The organism is Actinoallomurus acanthiterrae (assembly GCF_054775715.1).
The window spans coordinates 11,822,100-11,842,436 of sequence record NZ_BAAHCO010000001.1 but is presented as its reverse complement, the minus strand read 5'-3'; the positions used below and the strand labels follow the sequence as shown (position 1 = coordinate 11,842,436).

Sequence of the window (20,337 nt, the reverse complement as noted above, 5' to 3'; positions counted from 1 at the left end):
CGTCCGCGGCCGGTTACGAGGCGGGGGACCGATCGCCCAGCGCGACCGTGACGGCCTCGGCCAGCGCGATGACCGTACCCGCCTCGAAGATCGGGCGGATGCCCAGTTCCACGGCGTACTTCTCGCTGACGGCACCGACCAGCTCGACGGCACGGGACGAGGTGAGCCCCTGGTCGAACATGTGCAGCCCCGGGTCGATCCGGCGGCCGAGGAACTCCTCGACCCACGCGAGCAGCCAGCTGGTGATCTCCTCGCTGGGTCCCCCGGCCACAGGGCCACGGTCCCCGGTGTCCGCCGGCTCGCCATCGGGGGAGGGCGTGTCCGCGGCCGCCTCAGGGCCACCGTCCTCGATTCCCGGGGTGGCGCCGATGTCGAGGCCGCCCACTGCCGTGTCCGGGGTGGCAGCGCCCGTGTCGAGGCCGCCCACCGCCGTGTCCGGGGTGGCGGCGCCCGCCACCAGAAGCGCGTCCAGCCGCCCGGTCAGCGCCGAGATCTGCCGCTGCTCGTGCACGTCGGTGCTGTAGATGACGTTGATCTGCACCGCCGTCTCGTCGGCCACGACCACCAGTTGCAGGTCGAACTGGCTCTCCTTGCTCGGCACTTCCAGGAATTCCGGCGCATCGCCCTCGATCACCGAGGCGGGCTGGAACGACCGCCAGTTGAAGACCTGCCGGAATAGCGGCGACCGCCAGTCGCCCGAACGATGGCCGAGATCGTCGAGGACGCTCTCCACCGAGACGTCGGAATGCGCCAGCCCCTCCAGGAACGTCTCCCGCGTGCGCAGGATCACCTCGCCGAGGGTGTTCTGGGGCTCGGCCCGGACACGCAGCGCCAGGGTGTTCACCCCGAGTCCGACGCCGTACCTGCGCGGGTCACGAGTGTTCACCGGGACGCCGATTGTCAGGTCGGGCCCCAGCCCCTCGCGCATCAGCGTGATGAGGAAGACCGCCATCATCACCATGTTCGGGGTGACGTGGAAGCGGCGGGAGAGCATGTCGAGCGACTCCCGCGCTTCGTCCGACAACTCCGTCCGGTAGGTGTCGCCCGCGAACGAAAGGCGGGCCGAACGGGGACGGCTGCCCGGAAGGGTCATCGCTCCCGGCCGAACCCCCTCCAGGCGTTCGCGCCAGTATCGCAGCGAGGACTCGGACTTCGCGGGAGCGGTGATCCCGGGAAAGGGGCGGCCCAAGTCGTCGGGGATCGCGTTGTGCCGGGCGATCCCGTCGTACATCCGGGTCAACTCTTCCATGAGCATCTCGCCCGAGAACGCGTCGCCGACGATGTGATGCAGCACGAAGCCGACCGCGCTGCCCCCCGGATCCAGTACGAAATGGCAGACCCGGAATGGGAATTCAGTGGCCAGATCAAACGGCTTACGGGCGAACGCCTGCAGCTCGCCGAGGAGGTCGGGCTCGGTCACGGAGCGGACCTCCAACGCTAGATCCGGCGCGTCGGGTCCGGCCACGTCCTGGACCGGTACCCCGTCGACGAGGGGGATCCTCGTGCGCAACGCGCGGTGCCGGGCGAACAGCCCTGTCACGGCCTCGTTCAGCGGCCACCACCGCAGCGCCGTTGCGGTCCGGAAGGCGAAGGTGATGTTCGCGACGGCGCTCTCGGGAGCGGCCTGCTGAAGGATCCAGATGCCGTACTGCTGCCGGCTCAGCGGGAGTGTGCCCATTGCTTCCTCGGGCCGATTCACGACACGTGCTGTATCGATGTGAAATTCGACAGCAGGGCCGCTCGGGTGAGTTCGGCCTTGTTGCCGACACCGAGTTTCGTGCGGATGCGTCGGACATAAGTGTCCACGGTGTGCGGGCTGATGCCGAGACCCCTGGCGATCTGCCCGTGGGTGAATCCGCGCGCTATCCGGAACAGGACTTCGCGCTCGCGCGGGGAAAGCGGGTCGCATGCGCCCCGGTCCTCACGTTCGGCCATCGGCCTTGTCATATCCGGAAAAAACCGATCCCCTTTCGAGATGACACGGACCGCCTGGACCAAAAGGTCCATATCGGCCTCCCTGTTTATCATCCCGTAAACATCGGACTGCAAATCCAGTGGGAGCGGGTTCGGCCGCGTCTCGTCGACGATGAGCAGGACCGTGACCCCGTCCATCGAGTCGCGGCGGAACTCCTCCATCGTCTCCGTCATCCTCGAGTCTATGACGCAGTTGCCCAGGATGAGGAGGTCGACCGTGTCGAGGGAAATATCCTCCGGTGACATGGCGCTCGACACGGCGAATCCGTGTTGCCCCAGGATCTGTGCGATCCCGTGGCGATAGATAGGAGCAGAATCGATAATTCCGATTTTCATTTGTCGCACCGCGTGTGCGCGCTTCGAGCATTCCCCCGCGTGCGCCAGTGAAGTCTCGTGAGCGGGACCACGCACCCTCCATTCATCACCGGGAGATGATGATCATCAACATAGCAACGCGATCTCCGGAGGGCAATGCGATCTCCATGTCACTCATCCCCTGTTCAGGGGACAAGGGGAACCTGTTTAGGGGACAAGGGAGAACCTTTTTGCGAGACGCTTGAAAAATCAACCTCACGTAGAAAAGGGCTCCGTTGCCGGGACGCGAAGAAGGCCGGCCGGGTGACTCGGTCCCCTGTCGCGACCCGGTGCGCGCCCGGTGGTGCTCGGCGCGATGGTGCGGGCGGCGCCAGCGGCAGCCGGATTCTGCTTTTGGCGGGGCGCTGCGGCACGTCACGCGAAATCGTGACGCCGCATCCGCGGGGTGGCACCCCAATAATGATCTCGCGGTGATGCACCGCGTGCTCAGGAGATCAGGCGGCCCGGGAGGTGGGAGGGTTCGTGACGCCCCGCACCGACCGCGAGCACTTCGCGGTGGGATTCACATGTCATTCGGATTGACGGCGTTCGGCCACGCCCTTCCCGCGACCGTGCCCATCGACGGAACAGCGCACGGCTACCGCTCATACCATCGCGCCGATCCCGGGGTCGGCGCCACGGATCTCGCGGTGGAGGCGGGCGAGCAGGCCCTGCGGAACGCGCGGACCGATCCCGACGACGTCGATCTGCTCGTCCTCGCGCTCTCGGACATCCCCGAATATCTCTACTGGGACGCCGCCGCGTCGGTCCAGGCCCGGTTGCGCGCCCACCGAGCGGAGACGATGCTCATCAGCCAGGCGTGCGGCGGAGGCGTGATGAGCTTCGACGCGGTCGCGGGAAAGTTCGCCACCCACCCCGACTACGGCATGGCATTGCTGATCGGCACCAACCGCGTCTGCGAGCAGTACTGGGACCGCTGGAAATCCACCACGTCGCTCGGCTCCGACGGCGCGGCCGCCGCTGTCGCCAGGCGCGGCCACGGCTCCTGCCGGTGGCTGGTCACGGAGGCCATCAGCGACGGCCGGTACGCGGATTTCATGCGTATGGAGGCCGGTGGGGCGGCGAAGCCCTTCGGCGCGCACGGTGACGCACCGGCCAAGGTCCCTATGCTGATCGACCGGATCGACGGCTTCTTCGCGGGCAGTGCCCGGGCCGCCCTCGAATTCGCCGATCTGTCGTCCCGGCGCAACGGCGAGGTGTTCCGAAGAGCCTGCGCCAGGGCGGGGGTCGTTCCCGACGCGGTCGCACGCGTCCTCTACCTCCACGACAACGCGAACGCCTTCCTCGATCTGTCAAAGGAACTCGGCATGCCCTTGGAAAGGACCAACCGCGACCTGGCCGCGGAGTACGGGCACCTCGGGAGCGCCGACCAGCTGCTGAGTCTGGAGCGCCTTCTCCGCGACGGCGAACTGCGGTCCGGCGACGTCGTCGCGTTGATGAGCCAGGGCAGCGGCATGCACTGGACCTGCACTCTGCTCGAGATCTAGGGGTGCTGGTTCCGCGATGACGAACGGTCTCCTCGACAGGGCGAAGGCGCTGACGGTCCCGGGCTCGGCGCCCGATCGGCGGCTCGTCGCCGACCTCGCCGCCGGCGACGACGCCCTGGAACTCCGCGAAGTCGGACGGACGCTCGCCGCGGTCCCCACGGAGCTGCTCGCCCCACAGACGCGCGAACTGCACCCGCTGCGCATCGCGATCACCGCGACTTTCACCGCGGATGAGATCGTCCCGCTGCTGCGCGCGGTCCTGCTGTCGGCCGGCATCGCCCCCGAGTTCCACGTGGCGCCGATCAACCAGGTCGGCATGGAGCTGACGTCGCCGACCTCGGATCTCGCGGCCTTCGCGCCGGACATCACACTGTGCCTCGTCGACGACGAGACCCTGCTGCCCGGCGCCGCGGATCTCGCCGAACCGGACGCCCTTTACGCCTCGATGCGAGAACGCGTCCAGATGTTGAGCACCTGGGCGGCCGGATTCGCCGGCCGAAGCGCGGGCCACATTCTTCTCCACACGATTCCGCTGCCCGCGACCCGGCTGCGCGTCCTTGTGTCGCTGGACGCCCGAGCGCGGCTTGGACGGGTCTGGCGGGAGACCAATGCGACGATCCTGCGGCTGGCGGAGGAGACGGACGGCGTTTCGGTCGTCGACCTCGAGCTCCTGCTCACCGGCCATCCCGCGGTCCTGCGCGACGAACGTCTGTACCGCTTCGCGCGGATGGCGTGGTCCCCCGAGGTCGAGTTGCTCTTCGCGCGCGAGGTGGCATCCGCGTGCCGCGCGTACACGGGGCTGTCGCACAAATGCCTGGTCCTTGATCTCGACAACACACTCTGGGGCGGCGTGCTCGGCGACGAAGGGCCGACGGGTGTCGACGTCGGGCCCATGTATCCCGGCAACTGCTACGCGGACTTCCAAGGTACGGTCAGCGCTCTGCGCAGCCAGGGCGTCATCCTCGCCACGGCCAGCAAGAACGACTCCGACCTGGTCCGGAGCGCGTTCGCCCAGCACCCCGAGTTCCTGTTGCGATACGAGGACTTCGCCGCCCATGCGGAGAACTGGCAGAACAAAAACCTGAACATCGCCGCCGTGGCGGAGGAACTGGGAATCGGCCTGGACAGTCTCGTCTTCGTCGACGACAGCGCCTTCGAGTGCGGCCTGGTCCGTCATGCGCTTCCGCAGGTGGAAGTCATCCGCCTCGAAGGGGACCCGGCGTATCACGCGGACACCCTGCTGAAGCGAGGGCTCTTCGGCGCGCTGAAGTCCACTGCGGCCGACCGCGACCGGAGCGTGTTCTATGAGGCGCGGCGCGCTCGCGCGACCGAGCGGAGCCGGCATGCCTCCGAGGAGGACTACCTGAGTTCCCTCGAGCTCCGTGTCACCCTCGGTGAGGCGGGGCCCGAGTCGCTGCCCCGCATCCGTCAGTTGGAAGGCCGAACCAACCAGTTCAACCTCAGCGGCAAGGGACGCGACGCCGATCACGATGCGCGGCGGGCCCGGTCCGGTGCATGCACCGTGCTCGCCTACCACGCCGCCGATCGCTTCGGCGACGAGGGCCTCGTCGGCGCCGTCTGGATAGCCGAACACCCGCATCGATGGTCCATCGAGAACTGGGTCATGAGTTGCCGGGCGATGTCGCGTGGAATCGAGTTCGCCGTTCTTCATTGCATCGCCGAGAGCGCGCAACGAAAAGGTGTCACAACTTTGGTCGCCGACTTCATCGCCACCGATCGAAACAAGCCCTCGTTGACGTTCCTTGTCGATGCCGGGTTCACCACCGAACGGCCTGATCCGGGACGGGGAGGCGTGGCGACTTATGAACTGACGCTGCCACCGAAGCGCCGGTTGCTGCCGGCCTGGATCGAGTTGGAAAGAGACGGCGGGCTGATCCATGTCTGATGCTCCAGCCGACCTCATAGCGGCGCTCTCCGAATTCACCGGGCTGCCCGGGGACGAGGTCACCGGTGAGCTGCGGTTTCGGGACCTGGAGGGATGGAGTAGTTCCCAGGCGCTCCGCCTGTTCGTCTCGTTGGAGGCGCGCCTGCGGATCCGCATCGACCTGCGCCGTTTTCTGGCCTGCGAGACCGTCCACGGCCTTGCCGCGCTCACTGCGGACGCGGTCCAAGCCCAGTGAGCGGCGGAAGAGCTCGGCGAAAAATCGGCTGTACCAGATATTGGTTACGTGACGCGAATTCCCGGCGATTTTACGCTGGCTGGCGGACGTGTCCGGGCGGCGTCTCGTCCAGGCGGGGCGCTCATTAAAAGAGGGGAAGCCTTGCGGAGCTCTTTTGAGGTCGAGGAAACGGTGCTCGACGGCGCGGGCGATCTGCCGGACACCGCGGAACTCGCCGCCCGGTTCGACCGGGACGGCTTCGTGCTGTTGCCGAGCGTGCTGTCACGCGAGGAGGCGGAATGGTTCCGGCAGGGGGTGGCCGCCGCGCATGAGGCGCCTTGCCCCACCGGTAATCCGACGCCCTTCCACCGGCACCAGATGTTCCGGCGCGGCCCGGAGTTCGAGGCCATGCTCGACCGCGAACCGGTGGTCGACGTCGCCGAGGCGGTGCTCGGGGACAACTGCCACGTCATCGCCAACAACACGGTGTACACCTGGCCCAACAGCGGCATCGACCGGTGGCACGTCGACGAGACCGTGCTGTTCCCGCTGAGCGGGGGCAAGCGGCACACCGAGGTGCCGTGCTTCATCATGACGGCGCTCTACTACCTCAACGACGTGCCGATGGAGCTGGGGCCGACGCAGGTGGTGCCGGGGAGCCACCGCAGCGGCCGGCAGGCGCCACAGACCGACGAGGAACTGGTCTGGGACGGGCGCGGCTACGAGAGCCTCGTCGCCGAGGCCGGGGACTGCCTGCTGCTCAACGGCCAGACCTGGCACCGGGGCGCGACCAACCTCACCAACGATCGGCACCGCTACGTCCTGCAGGTCACCTACGGCCGCAGGTTCATCGCCCAGCGGTTCCACCCATACGTCAACCACCTGGTTCCCCAGGAGATTCTCGACCGCGCAACACCGCGTCGGCGCAGGCTTCTCGGCATGCATGAACATGGGCCGTACGGCTGAGCGGCGATGCCGACATCGACACCGAGGAGCGTGGCATGCGGCTGCAGCTTGATGTGATCAAGGACTCCCGGCTTCCCGACCCGGTGGACGCGCGTCTGGTGGTGATCGCCAACGCGTGCCAGACCGTCGAGGAGACGCTCGGCCACTACCGCCTGACGGCGGCGGACCCCGAGTTGCTGGAACGGAACAACGACTTCTACCTCGACCGCTACCTGCGCATGATCCCGCGACTCGACGGCGAGCGCCGGGAGATCATCGACGCGGTCAACCACTGCCGGTCCGAGGCAGGGAGCACTTCGTTCATCAACGAGCACAACTCGTGCTCGCTCAATGGCGTCTACCTGTTCGACCTGCTCCGGCGGCACGGCTACGCCGACCGTGTGACGCTCGTGGACAACATCGACCTCGACGCCGAGCGGACGCGTACGCTCGTCCAGGACGCCGACGTGGTGCTCCTGTCATCCACGTTCATCACCAGCGCGGCCACGATCGTCCGGGTCACCGACGTGCTGAAGGGCTGGAACCCCGACGTCAAGGTCGTCGTCGGCGGCGCCAAGCTCACCCAGTTCTCGCAGGAGTCGGAGATTCACGAGGCGGCCCGCAAGGCGGACGCGCTGGTGCTGTCGCCGAATGGGGAACGCCCCCTGCTGGAGGTCATCGCCAGGCTGGTCCGCGGCGAGCCCTTCGACGACGTCCCGAACCTGGCCTTCGACCTGGGCGATGGGTTCCGGCGGACGCGGGTCGACCCGCACGACGGCCTCGACCTGGACGCGAACGCCGTGCATTGGGACGAGTTGCCGCCGTACGTGCTGCGCAACTCGGTCAATGTCAGAACCGGCCGCGGCTGCCCTTTCAAATGCAAGTTCTGCACGTTCCCGAGCTACAACGACCAGCGGGTCGACCTGATGTCGGTCGACACCGTCATCGGCCAGCTGAAGCGCATCATGCGGCTGGATTCGGTGCAGTCGGTGCGGTTCGTCGACGACACGCTGTTCCTGAACAGGAAGCACCTGATCTCGGTGTGCCAGGGAATGATGGACATCGGGTTCGACCTGCCGTGGACCGCCTATCTGCGGTCCACGACCCTGACCAAGGAATGCGCGCGGTATCTCAGCGAGGCGGGCTGCCGCCTGGTGCTCGTCGGGGTCGAGTCGGCCGATCAGACCGTCCTGGACAACATGCTGAAGGGCACCAAGGAGGCCCACAACTGGGCCGCCGCGCAGAACCTGCGCGACCACGACATCCTCGGGTTCGCGTTCATCCTGACCGGCTTCCCCGGTGAGACCTCCGCGTCGGTGGACAAGACGATCGACTTCCTCAACAACTCCGGTATTCACAGCTACGTGCACTCGCCGCTATTCGTCTTTCCGAACTCCCCGGTGGCCAAAGAAGCGCAGAACTTCGGGCTGACCGGCGGTTTCAACGACTGGAGTCATCCCTCGATGGACTGCCGGCAGGCCATCGAGGAATGCTCCCGGATCTTCACCGAGGTGACCAACGCGGCCTACATCGACCGAGGCTCCTCGGTGACGAAGATCCTGCTCGACCACGGCTACTCGGTCGGTGACGTGACCAAACTCGGCATCCTGCACAACCAGCTCGCCCGGGAGGGAACCGCCGGAGGCGCGACGGCGGGCACGCTGGAGAGCTTCCGAACGCTGGCCGGCCGTGCCGACGGTGCCGTCACCCGGGTGGAGGAGTTCACCTCGCCGTACCGCAGGACCGCCGCCACCGTCCAAGTGAACTCCTCGGCACGGTACTGATGACCACGGCGAGAACACTCCGTATCGTCGCGCTCGCCGGGGACGGCGTAGGCCCGGAGGTCATGGAGCCCACGCTCCGGCTGCTGGCCAGGGAACCGGCCCTGCAGATCGTGTCGCGGCAGGCCGGGTACGGCGCCTGGGCCGAGACCGGCCGGTCGATCGACGACGCCACGCTGGCCGAGGCCATGGCGGCCGACGGGGTGCTGTTCGGCGCGACCGCGACCCCGTCGCCGCCGCCGGACAGCTACCTGAGCCCGATCCTCCTGCTGCGCAAGCGGCTCCGGCTGGTCGGGAACGTCCGGCATTGCCACCGCCCCGGCGGCATCGACGTGATCATGGTGCGGGACTGTGCCGAGGGCCTGTACAGCGAGGCGGAGCGGGCCATCGAGGACGGCTTCGCGGCCGACTACCGGATCACCAGGACGGCCACGCGCCGGCTCGCCGCCGTGGCGGCGTCGTTCGCCGCGCGGCGCGCCGGTGTGGTGACCATCGTGCACAAGGCGAACGTGCTGCGCCGGGCGGACGGGTTGTTCCTCGCGACCGCCCGCGAGGAACTGGAGGCAGCCGGGGTGCGGCACGACGAGGCACTCGCCGACGCCGCCGGTTACCACCTGGTCGCCGATCCCGGGCGCTACGACGTCATGATGATGACCAACCACGTCGGCGACATCCTGTCCGACGTCGGCGCTGCCGTGGCCGGCGGGCTCGGCCTCGTACCATCGCTGACGATCGGCGCCGGGCCGCCGCTGGCCGAGCCCATCCACGGGTCCGCGCCCGACATCGCGGGCACCGGCACCGCCGACCCGGTGGCGATGATGCGGTCGGCGGCCATGCTGGTCGCGCATCTCGGGGTGGAGCCGTTCGCGACCCGCCTGCAGGCGGCGCTGGACGATCATCTGGCGAGCCGTCAGGAGTCCCGCACGCCGCTGCGCACGGACGAGATCTACGACGATATCGCGGCGCGGCTCGACGCCCTTGCCGCCGACCGGACGCCTGAGGAGATCACCAGGTGAGCCGCCCCGTGCCCGGCGGCGCCGGGGTCGTCCTCGGGCTCACCGGTCTGGCGCACGACCCGGCGGCCTGCCTGTTCGTCGACGGCGCGCTCGTCGCCGCGGTGGAGGAGGAACGGCTCAACCGGCAGAAGCGTACGACGGCGTTTCCTCACCGGGCGATCCGGTGGGTGCTGCAGCAGGCCGGGCTGTCCTTCTCCGACGTCACCGACATCGCCTTCTACTGGGACGACCGCGGCCGGCTGGCCCAGACGCTCTGGGGCACCGCCGCGCAACTGCCCGACAACCCTGCCGGTATGGCGCGGGTGGCGTGGCAACGGCTGGGCAGCTTCCGGGCACCCGACCTGCTCCGCCGCGAGCTGGCCGTGCACTGTGACGGCGACCCGGCCGCGATACCGCGGATCAGCTACGTCGAACATCACGAGACGCATCTGGCCGCGGCCTGGGCGAGCGCGCCGTTCGAGCCGGACGCCGCTCTGATCGTGGACGGGCGCGGGGAGTTGGCCGCCACCTCCCTGTACCGGCTCGCCGGAACCCATGGGACCGGAACGGCGACCCTCCTGGAGTCGCTGCCCTTCCCCAACTCGCTCGGCGTGTTCTTCGGCGCGGTGACCCAACTGCTCGGCTATACGGCGCTCTCCGACGAGTACAAGGTCATGGGTCTGGCGTCCTACGGCAAGCCCAACGTCGAGTGCGCGCGTCAGGTCGCGCGGATGATGCGGCTGACACCCGACGGGCGGTACCAGGTGAACCTGGAGATGCTGCGCCCGGAACGGTGCTCGTCTGCGGACCTGCCGTGGCTGACCCGGCGGGCCGCCGCGGAGCTGGGCGGCGCGTACCGCAAGGAAGGCCGCTTCACAGAGGTGGCCAAGGATTTCGCCTACGAGGCGCAGCAACTGCTCGAACGTGCCCTGCTGGGGCTGGTGCGCCGGCTGGCCACGCGGGCGTCGGCCCGCCGTCTCGTCCTCGCCGGCGGTGTCGCGATGAACGCGCGCGCCGTCGGGCGGCTGCGGGAGAGCGGGCTCGTGGAGGAGCTGCATGTGCCGCTCGCACCGACCGACGCCGGAGCATGCGTCGGCGCGGCGCTGACCGTGCTGCGTCGCGCGGGCCGTCCGGCACCGGACCCCGCCACGCTCGCCGATCCGTTCCTGGGGCCCGGCTACCAGGACGCGGAGATCGAGGAGATGCTGCGCGCCACCGGGTGGCGATTCGACCGGTGCGAGGACGTGGCGCTGGAGGCGGCGAAGGCGGTCGCCGAGGGCCGGGTGGTCGGCTGGTTCGACGGCCGGATGGAGTTCGGCGAACGCGCGCTCGGGGCGCGTTCGATCCTCGGCGATCCGCGGGACGCGGCGACGCGCGACCGGATCAACGCGTCGGTCAAGCGCCGCGAGAGTTACCGGCCGTTCGCGCCGTCGGTGCTGGAAGAGGAGGCACGGCGGTACTTCCACCTCGGGCGGAGCCGGCGCATGGGCGAGATCACCGCCGTGACCGACCTCGCGGCCCGGCAGGTGCCCGCGATCGTCCACGTGGACGGCACCGCGCGCCCGCAGACCGTCCCGGCGGACTGGCCGGCGGCCCGGTTCCGGCGGCTGATCGAGCATTTCCGGGACATCACCGGAATCCCCATGGTCGTGAACACCTCGTTCAACGTCCGGGACGAGCCCATCGTCTGCTCCCCAGAGGACGCGCTGCGCTGTTTCGCCGCATCCGGCCTGGAGCTGCTGTTCATCGGTTCGTTCGTGGTCCGTAAGGGAGGTGGCGGTGCCTGACCGGGTGGCCGTCATGAAGGCCAGGCGGATGCTGCGTGTCATGGGGGCCCGGAGTGTGCCGCCCGCCGTGGCCGTGCTCGCGGTGCCCCGGCTGCGGCGGCTCGACCTCGCGGTGCCGCTCGTGGGCCTGTCGGCATGGACGCTCGGCGAGATGCTCGCCGAGCACGAGATGGCCAACCGTGCCGCCGCCGACGGGTCGCAGGACCGCGGCACCCGCCACGCCATGGTGGGCGTCCACCTGGCGGCCTGGTGGGGGCCGCTGCTGGTCAACGCGGGGCGCCCGAAACGCGCCCCGGACGGGGCGGTCGTGCTGGGCGCCGCCATGCTGACCGCGGGCGCGGCCCTGCGCATCACCGCCGTGCGCACGCTCGGCGAATTCTTCACCGGGCATGTCCGGGTCGGCCGTGACCAGCCGGTGTGCGACCGCGGCGTGTACGCCCTGGTGCGGCACCCCTCATATCTGGGTCTGGTGCTGCTCAACGTCGCGCCGGCGGTGTCGTGCGGCCGGTGGCGGCTGACGGCCGCGATGGCGGCCGCCACGGCCGCGTCGATCGGAGCGCGCGTCGTGGTCGAGGAGCGGTCCCTGACCGCCGCGCTCGGCCACTCCTACCGCGCCTACTGTGCACGCACGCCGCGCTGGATCCCGCGGCGCCGTGCGCGCTGAGCGTCACGAACAGGAGGTTCCACGGTGCGACAGGCGAATGCCGCGGTGCACATTGCGGACACGGGCGGGCCGGACACGCCCGACATCGACGCCCTTCAGGCCGCGGCCGAACTGCACGGGCGCGTGCTGCACACGGCGGTACGGCCCCTGCCATGGCTGGAGCGGCTGGTCGGCGTGCCGGTGTGGGCGAAGCTGGAGACCCAGCAGCACACGGGTTCGTTCAAATACCGCGGTGCGTACCTGGCCACCTCGCGGCGCCCCGGCCGTCCGGTGATCGCCGCGTCCGCGGGCAACCACGGGCTGGCGGTGGCCGAGGCGGCGCGGCGGCTCGGCCGCAAGGCCAACATCTGCGTACCGGTCGTCGCCAGCAGGCTGAAGCGGGAGCGGATCCTGGCCGCCGGCGCCGGGCTGATCGAGCACGGGACATCAGTCGATGAGAGCACCGAGCACGCACGCATGCTCGCCGAGGCGGAGGAGATGGACTACATCTCGCCGTACAACGACCCGGATGTGATCGCGGGCGCGTCCACCATCGCGTTGGAGTTCCTCGCCGACGTTCCGTCGCTGACCACGCTGATCGCCCCGGTCGGCGGGGGCGGGCTGATCTCCGGGCTGGGTGTCGGGGCAGAGGCCTCGGGGCGGGACGTGGAACTGATCGGATGCGAACCGGAGCGGTACGCCGGAGTGTCGTCCAGCCTCACCGCAGGCGAGATCGTGCAGGTGGTGCACCAGCCGACGTTCGCCGACGGTCTCGCACTCAACCTGGAACCCGGCTCGATCACGTATCCGCTCGTGCGCCGCCATGTCTCCGAGATGGTCACGCTCAGCGAGGAGGAGCTCGCGGCCGCGACGCTCGCGCTTCTCGTACACGAGAGCCTGCTGGTCGAGCCGGCCGGGGCCGCCGCGGTGATCGCCTGTCTCCGGCTGGCGCAGCGCGGCCGGCTCCACGGGCCGGTCGGGATTCCGCTGTGCGGCGGGAACATCCATCATCGGACGCTTTCACGCGTCCAGCGCTTCCCCTACACCGATCCGGAGCTGATGCGGCTGCTCGATCTGCGCGGCCGCAGGGTGTCCGACATGCCCGTAGTGCGAGCCCGTCCGACCGAGCGGACGGCGGTGCGGGATGACACGGCGTCCGACGGAATCACCGATCTGGCGGACCAGCTGAGCAACTGCGTTCGCGAACTGGACACGGCCGCCCGGCAGATCGACGCGTTCACCGCCTACGCCGAGGCCAGGGACCTGCCCGTGGACGAGTCGCTGACGGCACGCCTGCGCGAGACCGTCGACGACGGCAGGCGGAGGGTGATGGCGCAACAGCGGATGCTGGCCGCCGGTGGGGACGATCCCGCCGACCTGTTCGCGCGCGCCGAGGCCGTGCTGCGGTTCGGGCTCGCCACGGTCGCGCACGTACGGGGCTCGCTGGAATGGTGCTCACCCTCGTACGCGCAGTCCCGGATGGTGCAGTTCTTCGACACCGGCGTCCAGGACTCACCGACGGTCAACTATGAGCGGTACGAGAGCATCTCGGTCCAGCGGGTGGAGAGCCAGTTGCTGGAGGTGCTGGACCTCCCGGCCGACCGGTACGCGGTGACCGCCACATCCTCGGGCATGGCGGCCTATTCACTGCTGGAGGCGTTCCTCCTGCGGGCCAGGCTCCAGCCCGGCGACACCGTCCTCCGCGCGCCGTACATCTACTTCGAGGCGGACGAGCAACTGTCGGCGCTGCCGTTCATCCGCTGCGAACGGACGTCCGGCTACGGCACGGAGGAGATCGTCGCCGACGTCCTCCGGTACCGGCCCCGGTGCCTGCTGATCGACCCGCTGGCCAACACCGCGCAGCAGCGCCTGATCGACGTCCCGGCCGTGCTGGACCGGTTGCGCGCGGAGACGACCGGCCCTCTGACCGTGGTCATCGACGGGACGATGGTCTCGGCGGCCCTCCCCACCGAGGTGCTCACCGGCGACGATTCGGAGGTGGAGGTGCTGTACTACGAGAGCTGTTCCAAATACCTCCAGCTCGGACTCGATGCCGGCATGGCGGGTCTGGTGGTGCATCCGGTGGAGCTGAAGGCACATTTCGACCGGCTGCGCCGTAACACCGGCACGATCCTCTACCGGCACTACGCGGAGCTCTTCCCGCAGTACGACCGTGCGCACTTCCTCCGTCGGATGCGGCGCATCAGCGACAACGCCCGCAGGCTCGCGGTGCTCCTGGAAGCCGACCCGCGGGTTCGCGAGCTCGGTACCGTCTACTACCCGGGAGCCGACGGGCACCCGGACGTCGAGATCGCCCGGAAACTCCCGTATGCGGGGGGATGTGTGACGTACCTCTTCCACGAACCGGGGCGCAACCATTATGACGAGCTGGAGCCGCTGCTGGACCGAATGCTGGCAGAGGCGGAGCTTCGCGGCGTCCACCTGACGAAGGGAGTCAGCTTCGGCTTCTCGGCCCCCCGAGTGTCGGCCGCCGCCAGCATGGCCGAGACGGAACCGCCGTTCCTGCGGATCTATTCCGGTGACCGGGACGGCGAGCAGGTCGAGGTTTTCGCGGAGATCGTGGCGAATGCGCTCGCCGGCTGACGAGGGGACCGGGCGCGGACCACTGCTCGCCGTGCCGTACGAAGGCGCGGACGGTCTCGTACGTGGGCTGCGCGCGGATCTCGCCACGCTCGGCTACTTCCGGCCCGAGGCCAACATGCTCGACGCCGTCGAGACGGCACAGGCAGCGGAGGTCGCGGTCGCCGTGCGCAAGGCGGTGCTGCTGCGTGTCTATGCCGGTGACTATCACACCGACTCGTTCGACGTCGGCCACCTCGCCGAGCAGGTCCGGTCGGGCGACGAGGCCATCTGGTTCTATGGCGGCGACAAGGAGGTCGCCCGGCTGCGCGAGGTGATGGCCGCATCGCCGGACGACCTGCCGGAACTGGACCTCGGCACCGTCTCCGTGCTGTGCGCGGAGACGGAGTTCGGGCCGGGCATCGGCGAGCTGTGCCGGTCCGGAAGCATGGACCGGTCGCTGGGCGCGAAGGCGCCCATCATGTGGCGGACGCTGCTGTACCACACGGGCGCGGAGCCGACCCTGTCGAACCGTTACCACACGCTGATGCTGGTGGCCCGGAACCGCCCGACCACACCGGACGTCCGGGGCGGGGAGGCGCTGCAACGCATCCACAGCCGCTATGTGCGGTCCCGGTTCTGGGGGTATCTGCCGTTCTACGTGATGCAGGGCGGGGTTCTCGAACAGCTGGAGTACAGGGAGAGCAACCGCGACCCGGACGACGTGCTGCGGGCACTGGAGGACAGCCCGCCGTGGCACTTCGCCGACCCGGTGGAGGGCGAGTTCGCGGCGGCGCTGGCCGAGGTCAGCCTCGGCAGGCGACCGCGGATCGTCTGCGATGGGCCCGGCCCGGCCGAGGCGGAAAAGCGGGCTCGCTACCGGCTGCTGATGCCGAGAACCGCCGAATTGGCGGCCACCAACCACGCCGTCGTCCAGCCGGCGGGCGCGGGCGATCCGTCCGCCCTCGCGCTCGGCGCCGCGGTGCGGCGCGCCAGGGACGGCGGGGTGTGCTGCGTCGCCGTGCAGCTGGACGTCACCGATGCGGACACGGTCCCCGTCCAACGCCGGCTGTCGGAGCAGGGGTTCCGGCTGAGCGCGGTGATCCCGCCCAAGAAGAGCTGGCTGGTCGCGGACGGCCGGCGGCGGGACGTCGAGGTGCGGCCGAAGGGGATCTGGGTTCTGCCGCGGGAGGACCTGCGGATCCTCGGTCCTTACTATCGTGACTACCCGGCCTGGAGCGAAGCGGAGGGCAAGGTCCTCGGTTATCTGCGGGACCGGCTCACGCGGGAGGCGGTGTCCTGACGTCCACCGCCTCCGGCGGCGGACCGTCCGCCGCGAGGCGGCGTAGGGCGGAGTGGTCGAGCTTGCCGTGCCCCGTCCTGGGCAGGGCGTCGAGGATGCCCAGCCAATCCGGCCAGGACGGCCGGGCGAGCGTGCCGGACACGTGCGCGCGTAGCTCCTCGGGCGAGAATCCGGCGCGGATCTGCAGGAACGCCACCGGCCGCTGCCCCCAGCGCGGATGTTCGACCGCCACGACCGCGGCGTCCGCCACCCCCGGCGCGGCCGCCAGGCAGCGCTGGATCCCGTCGAGCGAGATCCACTCGCCGCCGCTGCGGATCCGGTTGCCGAGGCGTCCGAGCAGGCGCAGCCCGGTGTCGCACCACCGCGCGACGTCCCCCGTGGACAGCCAGCCGTCGCGCAGCCGTTCCTCGGTCGCCGCCGGATCGTTGAGGTAGCCGGCCATCACGTGGGGCGAGCGCACCTGCAGTTCCCCGGGCCCGGAGGCGATGCGCACTTCGACCCCGGGGGCCGGACGGCCGACGTCGCCAGGTTCGGGGAGCGTGGGGCCGCGATGCGCCGAGTCCGGGAGGATGGACACCAGCGGGCCTGCCTCGGTCAGGCCGTAACCGCGGGTCAGCCGGCCCGGGTAGACCTCGACGATCCGTCTGACCAGCTCGGGGCTGATGGCCTCGCCCGCGTAGTTGACCAGCCGCAAGCGGCGCAGGGTGGCCAGCGCGTCGCCGTCCAGCCCGGCCAGCAGCGCCGGCACAACGGTGGTGATGGTGCCGGATCCGCGCGCCAGCGCCGCGGCCAGCCCCCCGGACCCGGGGGAGGGGAGCAGCCGCAGGCAGCCGCCGGCGGCGAGAACGGTGTCCTCGAACAGGGATCCGGCGGCGTGGTGTGGCGGCAACGCGCACAGCAGGACGTCGTCTGCGACGATCCCGCGCCCCGCGCGATTGGACTCCGCGGCGCTGTCCAGGTGGCCTGCGAGCTGGAGCACGGCGCGGGCCGGTCCGGAGCTGCCGGTGGTGAACAGCACCCGCGTGGAAGCATCCGGCCCGGCCGGCAGGAAGGAGGACTCCGCTGCGGTGTCCTCCTTCGCGGCACGGCACAGCGCCGCCAGATCCGCGTCGGAGAGCACCAGCGCGGCGCGGACGGTGGCGGCCCTGGCCGCCACCTCCGCCGTGGGCAACGCGGGATCGAGCAGCGCATCGACCACCCCGGCGACGTTGCCGCCCCAGCGCAGCAGCCGCAGCCCGACCGGATCGCCGCTCGCGGTGCACACCACGCTGCCGGGCCCGGCCCCCATGGTGCGCAGGGCGGCGGCGAAGCCGCCGACCATTCGGTACAGGTCCCGATAGGTCCACGCTGTGCCGTCGGGGGCGAGCAGAGCGACCCGCTGGGGAGCGGTCGCCGCCCAGTGCGCGATCCAGCCCGCCGGCCCATGCCCGATGCGCCCGCGCGTCATCTCGTCAGTGCGTGCGGATCACGTTGGAGCAGCGGCAGGATGCCACCGGCGCGCACGATGCTCATCAGGTGGGGGGTGAGGGGTTCGCCGCGCGCCTGCTCGCCCGCAGCGGTGATCACGCCACTCTCCAGGTCGGCCTCGATGACGCGGTCGTGCGCCAACGCGGAGACGGCGGCGGTGTCCGGCACTTTCAGCAGCGCCAGCCCGAGATTGAGCGCGTTCCGGAAGAAGATGCTGCCGAAGCTCTCCGCGATGACAAGCCGCACCCCGCAGCCCAGCAGCGCCTTCGGGGCCTGCTCCCGGCTGGAGCCGCAGCCGAAGTTGGCCCCGCCGACCAGCACCGTGCGTCCGTCGAGCCGCTCGCGGAAGCCCGGCAGCGCACCGTCGAAAGCGTGCTCGCCGAGCTGTTCCTCCGGTAGCCGCAGGAACGCCCCCGGGAGGATCACGTCCGTGTTGAGGTCGTCGCGAAGCTCGGCGGGCAGGTGGAAGACACGTCCTTGGACGATCACGCGGTGGCTCCTTCGTCTACATCGCCGCCGAGCACGCCGGTCCGCGCAGCCCTGGCCGCGGTACCGGGCGAGCCCAGGAAGATCTGGGCCGACGTGCTGCCGGACCTGCCGACGAAGTTGCGGTTCTGCGTCGAGACGCAGACGTCGCCGTCGCCGAGCGTGCCGACGCGGCCGAGGCAGGCGCCGCAGCCGGGCGGCAACAGGGTCGCGCCGGAATCCAGCAGCGTGCCGATCGTGCCGTCCGCGGTCGCCTGCCGGAGCACCTCGGCCGACGCCGGGGCGACGAGCAGGCGGACGCCGGCGGCCACCCGGTGACCGCGGAGCATGTCGGCCGCCTCGTGCAGATCGTTCAGCCGGCCGCCCGCGCAGGACCCGATGAACACCTGGTCCACCGGAGTGCGCTCCGCGGCGCTCAGCGGACGCACGTTGTCGGGCCGGGACGGCAGCGCCACGACCGGTTCGATCCCGTCCAGGTCGATCCGTACGTCGGCGGGGCCGTCGTCGTCGATGACGGCGCGATCGGCGCGGGCCAGGTCGGCGCCGCGGGCGGCCAGCCACCGATGGGCGACGGCGTCCACTCCGAACACTCCGCAGACGGCGCCCATCTCCACCGCGTGGTTGGCCACCTTCATCCGATCCGGGACGGAGAGGTCGCCGACCGCCAGCCGAAGAACTCCAGCGCCATGCCCAGCGCGCCGCTGGTGCCGACCGCCTCGACGATCCGCAGTGCCAGATCCTGGCCGGTCGCCGGTGCCCGCAGCCGGCCGGTGAGCCGCACCCGCAGCACACGCGGTACCTCCAGCCACAGCCGGCCGGTCGCCAGCACGGCGGCCACGTCGGTGGCACCGAGCCCGATGGCCAACGCGCCGAACGCTCCCCCGGTGCAGGTGTGCGAGTCGGCGCCGACCAGTACGGTTCCAGGGTGCACCAACCCCAGCTCGGGCAGCAGCTGATGCGCGATGCCCTCGCCGGCGTGCACCGGGATGCCGTACGCCGCGGCGAACTCCCGGGCTTCGGCCTGCAAGGCCGCCTCACGGACGGACGTCGGCGGATAGTAGTGGTCGAACACGAAGACCGTGCGATCGGCGGCCGCGAGGGCGGAGATCTCATGCTTGCGCAGTGTCTTGGCGATGACCGGCGCCGACCCGTCGTGCGCCATCACCCGCGCGACGTCGACCGTGACGACCTCCCCGGCCGTGACCGGCCGGCCGGTCAGATCCGACAGCAGCCGATACACCAGCGGTGTCATGACGCGTTCCTTTCGATGATCTCCGCCACCAGCTCGGCGTCGATCGTGCGGCGCTGCTCGGCGTAGGCCTTGACCTCGTCGAGCACCCGCCGGCAGGCCGCGTCGTCGAGGTCGCGGCCGGGCGGCCCGGCGAGGTGCAGCAGCGCGGCGCGGCCGCTGGTCTTGCCGAGCACGTAGGACCGCTGCGCGCCCACCAGGGCGGGGTCGTAAGGCTCGTAACAGTTCGGCTCGCGCAGCATGGCGGCGACGTGGATGCCCGACTCGTGGCGGAAGCTGTTCGCGCCGACCACCGGGCTGTTCGCGCGGATGGGCACCCCGGAGCAGCGCTCGACCAGCTGACAGACCTCCAGGAGCTTGTCCAGCCGCAGGCTCGTGGTCCGGCCGTGCAGCACGGTGAGCGCGAGCACGCACTGCTCGGTGGCCGCGTTCCCGGACCGCTCGCCGATCCCGGTCATCGTGGTGGAGATGACGCGCGCGCCGTGCTCGACCGCGGCCACCGTGTTCGCGGTGGCGAGGCCGAAGTCGTCGTGGCAGTGCACCGAGATCGGTACGTCGAGGTTGCCGGTCAGCTGGCCGACGAGCGTGGCCATCGTGGTCGGAGATGCCGTGCCGACGGTGTCGGCGAGACCGATCCGGCCGGCGCCCGCGTCCACGAGGCACTTCGAGGATGCGACGAGTCGGTCCGGCGCCGTCCGCGTCCCGTCCTCCAGGGAGACCTGGACGAAAAGACCCTGACCGCGTGCGTACTCGGCGGCGTCACAGGCCTGGTCGAGAGCCTGCTGGTACTCCATGCGCAGCTTGTGCCGCAGATGCAGGTCCGACAGGGCGGTGAAGATGATCACGCCGTCGACGCCGGTCTCCACGGCCGCGTCGATGTCGGGGCGCAGCGGCCGGGCGAGCGAGAGCGTCCTCGCGCGCAGACCCAACTTGGTGATCGCCGCCATGTCGGCCCGGTGCCGGGGACCGGATGCGGCGAAGCCGATCTCGATCTCGTCGAGGCCCAGATCGTCCAGTGCGGTGGCGATGTCCAGCTGCTGCTGGGGGGTGAACGCGACACCCGGCATCTGGGCGCCGTCGCGCAGCGTGGTGTCGTAGACCCGGATGTGGTTGGCGTTAGCGCCGTCGGCCATGCTCATCCTTTC

At 70.1% G+C, this 20,337-nt stretch carries 17 protein-coding genes; 10 read left to right on the top strand and 7 right to left on the bottom strand.

The genetic code is table 11. The annotated features are described in order from the left end of the window. Positions 1-13 precede the first annotated feature (13 nt). Both ACYVF7_RS55800 and ACYVF7_RS55795 read right to left on the bottom strand, forming a co-directional pair. The gene (locus tag ACYVF7_RS55800; protein WP_460356196.1) at positions 14-1,678 is read right to left on the bottom strand and encodes a condensation domain-containing protein; all 1,665 of its coding nucleotides are present in this window, start codon (positions 1,676-1,678) and stop codon (positions 14-16) included. 17 nt (positions 1,679-1,695) lie between these two features. Further along, the gene (locus ACYVF7_RS55795) at positions 1,696-2,310 is read right to left on the bottom strand and encodes a helix-turn-helix transcriptional regulator (protein WP_460356194.1); all 615 of its coding nucleotides are present in this window, start codon (positions 2,308-2,310) and stop codon (positions 1,696-1,698) included. A gap of 545 nt (positions 2,311-2,855) precedes the next feature. Between ACYVF7_RS55795 and ACYVF7_RS55790 the strand changes: the two genes are divergently transcribed. The 10 genes from ACYVF7_RS55790 (at position 2,856) to ACYVF7_RS55745 (ending at position 15,990) form a co-directional block, all read left to right on the top strand. After that, positions 2,856-3,836: a 3-oxoacyl-ACP synthase III family protein gene (locus ACYVF7_RS55790; protein ID WP_460356192.1), complete on the top strand. Its 981-nt coding sequence runs from the start codon at positions 2,856-2,858 to the stop codon at positions 3,834-3,836. A 16-nt stretch (positions 3,837-3,852) separates the two neighbouring features. Next, complete coding sequence (locus tag ACYVF7_RS55785; protein WP_460356189.1) at positions 3,853-5,742, top strand: HAD-IIIC family phosphatase; 1,890 nt, start codon at positions 3,853-3,855, stop codon at positions 5,740-5,742. Continuing rightward, positions 5,735-5,977, top strand: coding sequence for a phosphopantetheine-binding protein (locus ACYVF7_RS55780; RefSeq protein ID WP_460356187.1), 243 nt, complete (start codon positions 5,735-5,737; stop codon positions 5,975-5,977). Before ACYVF7_RS55785 ends, ACYVF7_RS55780 begins: the two co-directional genes overlap by 8 nt. Positions 5,978-6,118: 141 nt before the next feature. After that, entirely contained in the window at positions 6,119-6,922 is an 804-nt protein-coding gene (locus tag ACYVF7_RS55775) for a phytanoyl-CoA dioxygenase family protein (protein ID WP_460356185.1), read from the top strand. Between the two features lie 35 nt (positions 6,923-6,957). Then, complete coding sequence (locus tag ACYVF7_RS55770) at positions 6,958-8,685, top strand: B12-binding domain-containing radical SAM protein (protein WP_460356183.1); 1,728 nt, start codon at positions 6,958-6,960, stop codon at positions 8,683-8,685. Next, entirely contained in the window at positions 8,685-9,698 is a 1,014-nt protein-coding gene (locus tag ACYVF7_RS55765; protein WP_460356181.1) for an isocitrate/isopropylmalate family dehydrogenase, read from the top strand. Before ACYVF7_RS55770 ends, ACYVF7_RS55765 begins: the two co-directional genes overlap by 1 nt. Next, positions 9,695-11,464, top strand: a complete 1,770-nt coding sequence (locus ACYVF7_RS55760) for a carbamoyltransferase family protein (RefSeq protein ID WP_460356179.1) — start codon at positions 9,695-9,697, stop codon at positions 11,462-11,464. The genes ACYVF7_RS55765 and ACYVF7_RS55760 overlap by 4 nt, the downstream gene beginning before the upstream one ends. After that, on the top strand, positions 11,457-12,128 hold the full coding sequence (locus ACYVF7_RS55755; protein ID WP_460356176.1) for a methyltransferase family protein: 672 nt from the start codon (positions 11,457-11,459) through the stop codon (positions 12,126-12,128). The genes ACYVF7_RS55760 and ACYVF7_RS55755 overlap by 8 nt, the downstream gene beginning before the upstream one ends. Before the next feature lie 24 nt (positions 12,129-12,152). Continuing rightward, entirely contained in the window at positions 12,153-14,711 is a 2,559-nt protein-coding gene (locus ACYVF7_RS55750) for a pyridoxal-phosphate dependent enzyme (protein ID WP_460356174.1), read from the top strand. Continuing rightward, positions 14,695-15,990 (top strand): hypothetical protein, encoded by a 1,296-nt coding sequence (locus ACYVF7_RS55745; protein ID WP_460356171.1) that lies wholly within the window; start codon positions 14,695-14,697, stop codon positions 15,988-15,990. The genes ACYVF7_RS55750 and ACYVF7_RS55745 overlap by 17 nt, the downstream gene beginning before the upstream one ends. Here ACYVF7_RS55745 and ACYVF7_RS55740 read toward each other — a convergent pair. Genes ACYVF7_RS55740 through ACYVF7_RS55720 form a run of 5 tightly spaced genes read right to left on the bottom strand, consistent with a single transcriptional unit; the run spans position 15,968 to position 20,325 of the window. Then, positions 15,968-17,437: a class I adenylate-forming enzyme family protein gene (locus ACYVF7_RS55740; RefSeq protein WP_460356169.1), complete on the bottom strand. Its 1,470-nt coding sequence runs from the start codon at positions 17,435-17,437 to the stop codon at positions 15,968-15,970. The two genes, ACYVF7_RS55745 and ACYVF7_RS55740, sit on opposite strands and share 23 nt — an antisense overlap. Next, the gene (locus ACYVF7_RS55735) at positions 17,434-17,946 is read right to left on the bottom strand and encodes a LeuD/DmdB family oxidoreductase small subunit (RefSeq protein ID WP_460356167.1); all 513 of its coding nucleotides are present in this window, start codon (positions 17,944-17,946) and stop codon (positions 17,434-17,436) included. The genes ACYVF7_RS55740 and ACYVF7_RS55735 overlap by 4 nt, the downstream gene beginning before the upstream one ends. Next, entirely contained in the window at positions 17,943-18,578 is a 636-nt protein-coding gene (locus ACYVF7_RS55730) for an aconitase family protein (protein WP_460356165.1), read from the bottom strand. The genes ACYVF7_RS55735 and ACYVF7_RS55730 overlap by 4 nt, the downstream gene beginning before the upstream one ends. Beyond that, on the bottom strand, positions 18,575-19,195 hold the full coding sequence (locus ACYVF7_RS55725) for an aconitase family protein (RefSeq protein WP_460356163.1): 621 nt from the start codon (positions 19,193-19,195) through the stop codon (positions 18,575-18,577). The genes ACYVF7_RS55730 and ACYVF7_RS55725 overlap by 4 nt, the downstream gene beginning before the upstream one ends. Next, positions 19,192-20,325, bottom strand: coding sequence for a homocitrate synthase/isopropylmalate synthase family protein (locus ACYVF7_RS55720; protein WP_460356161.1), 1,134 nt, complete (start codon positions 20,323-20,325; stop codon positions 19,192-19,194). Before ACYVF7_RS55720 ends, ACYVF7_RS55725 begins: the two co-directional genes overlap by 4 nt. Positions 20,326-20,337 lie beyond the last annotated feature (12 nt).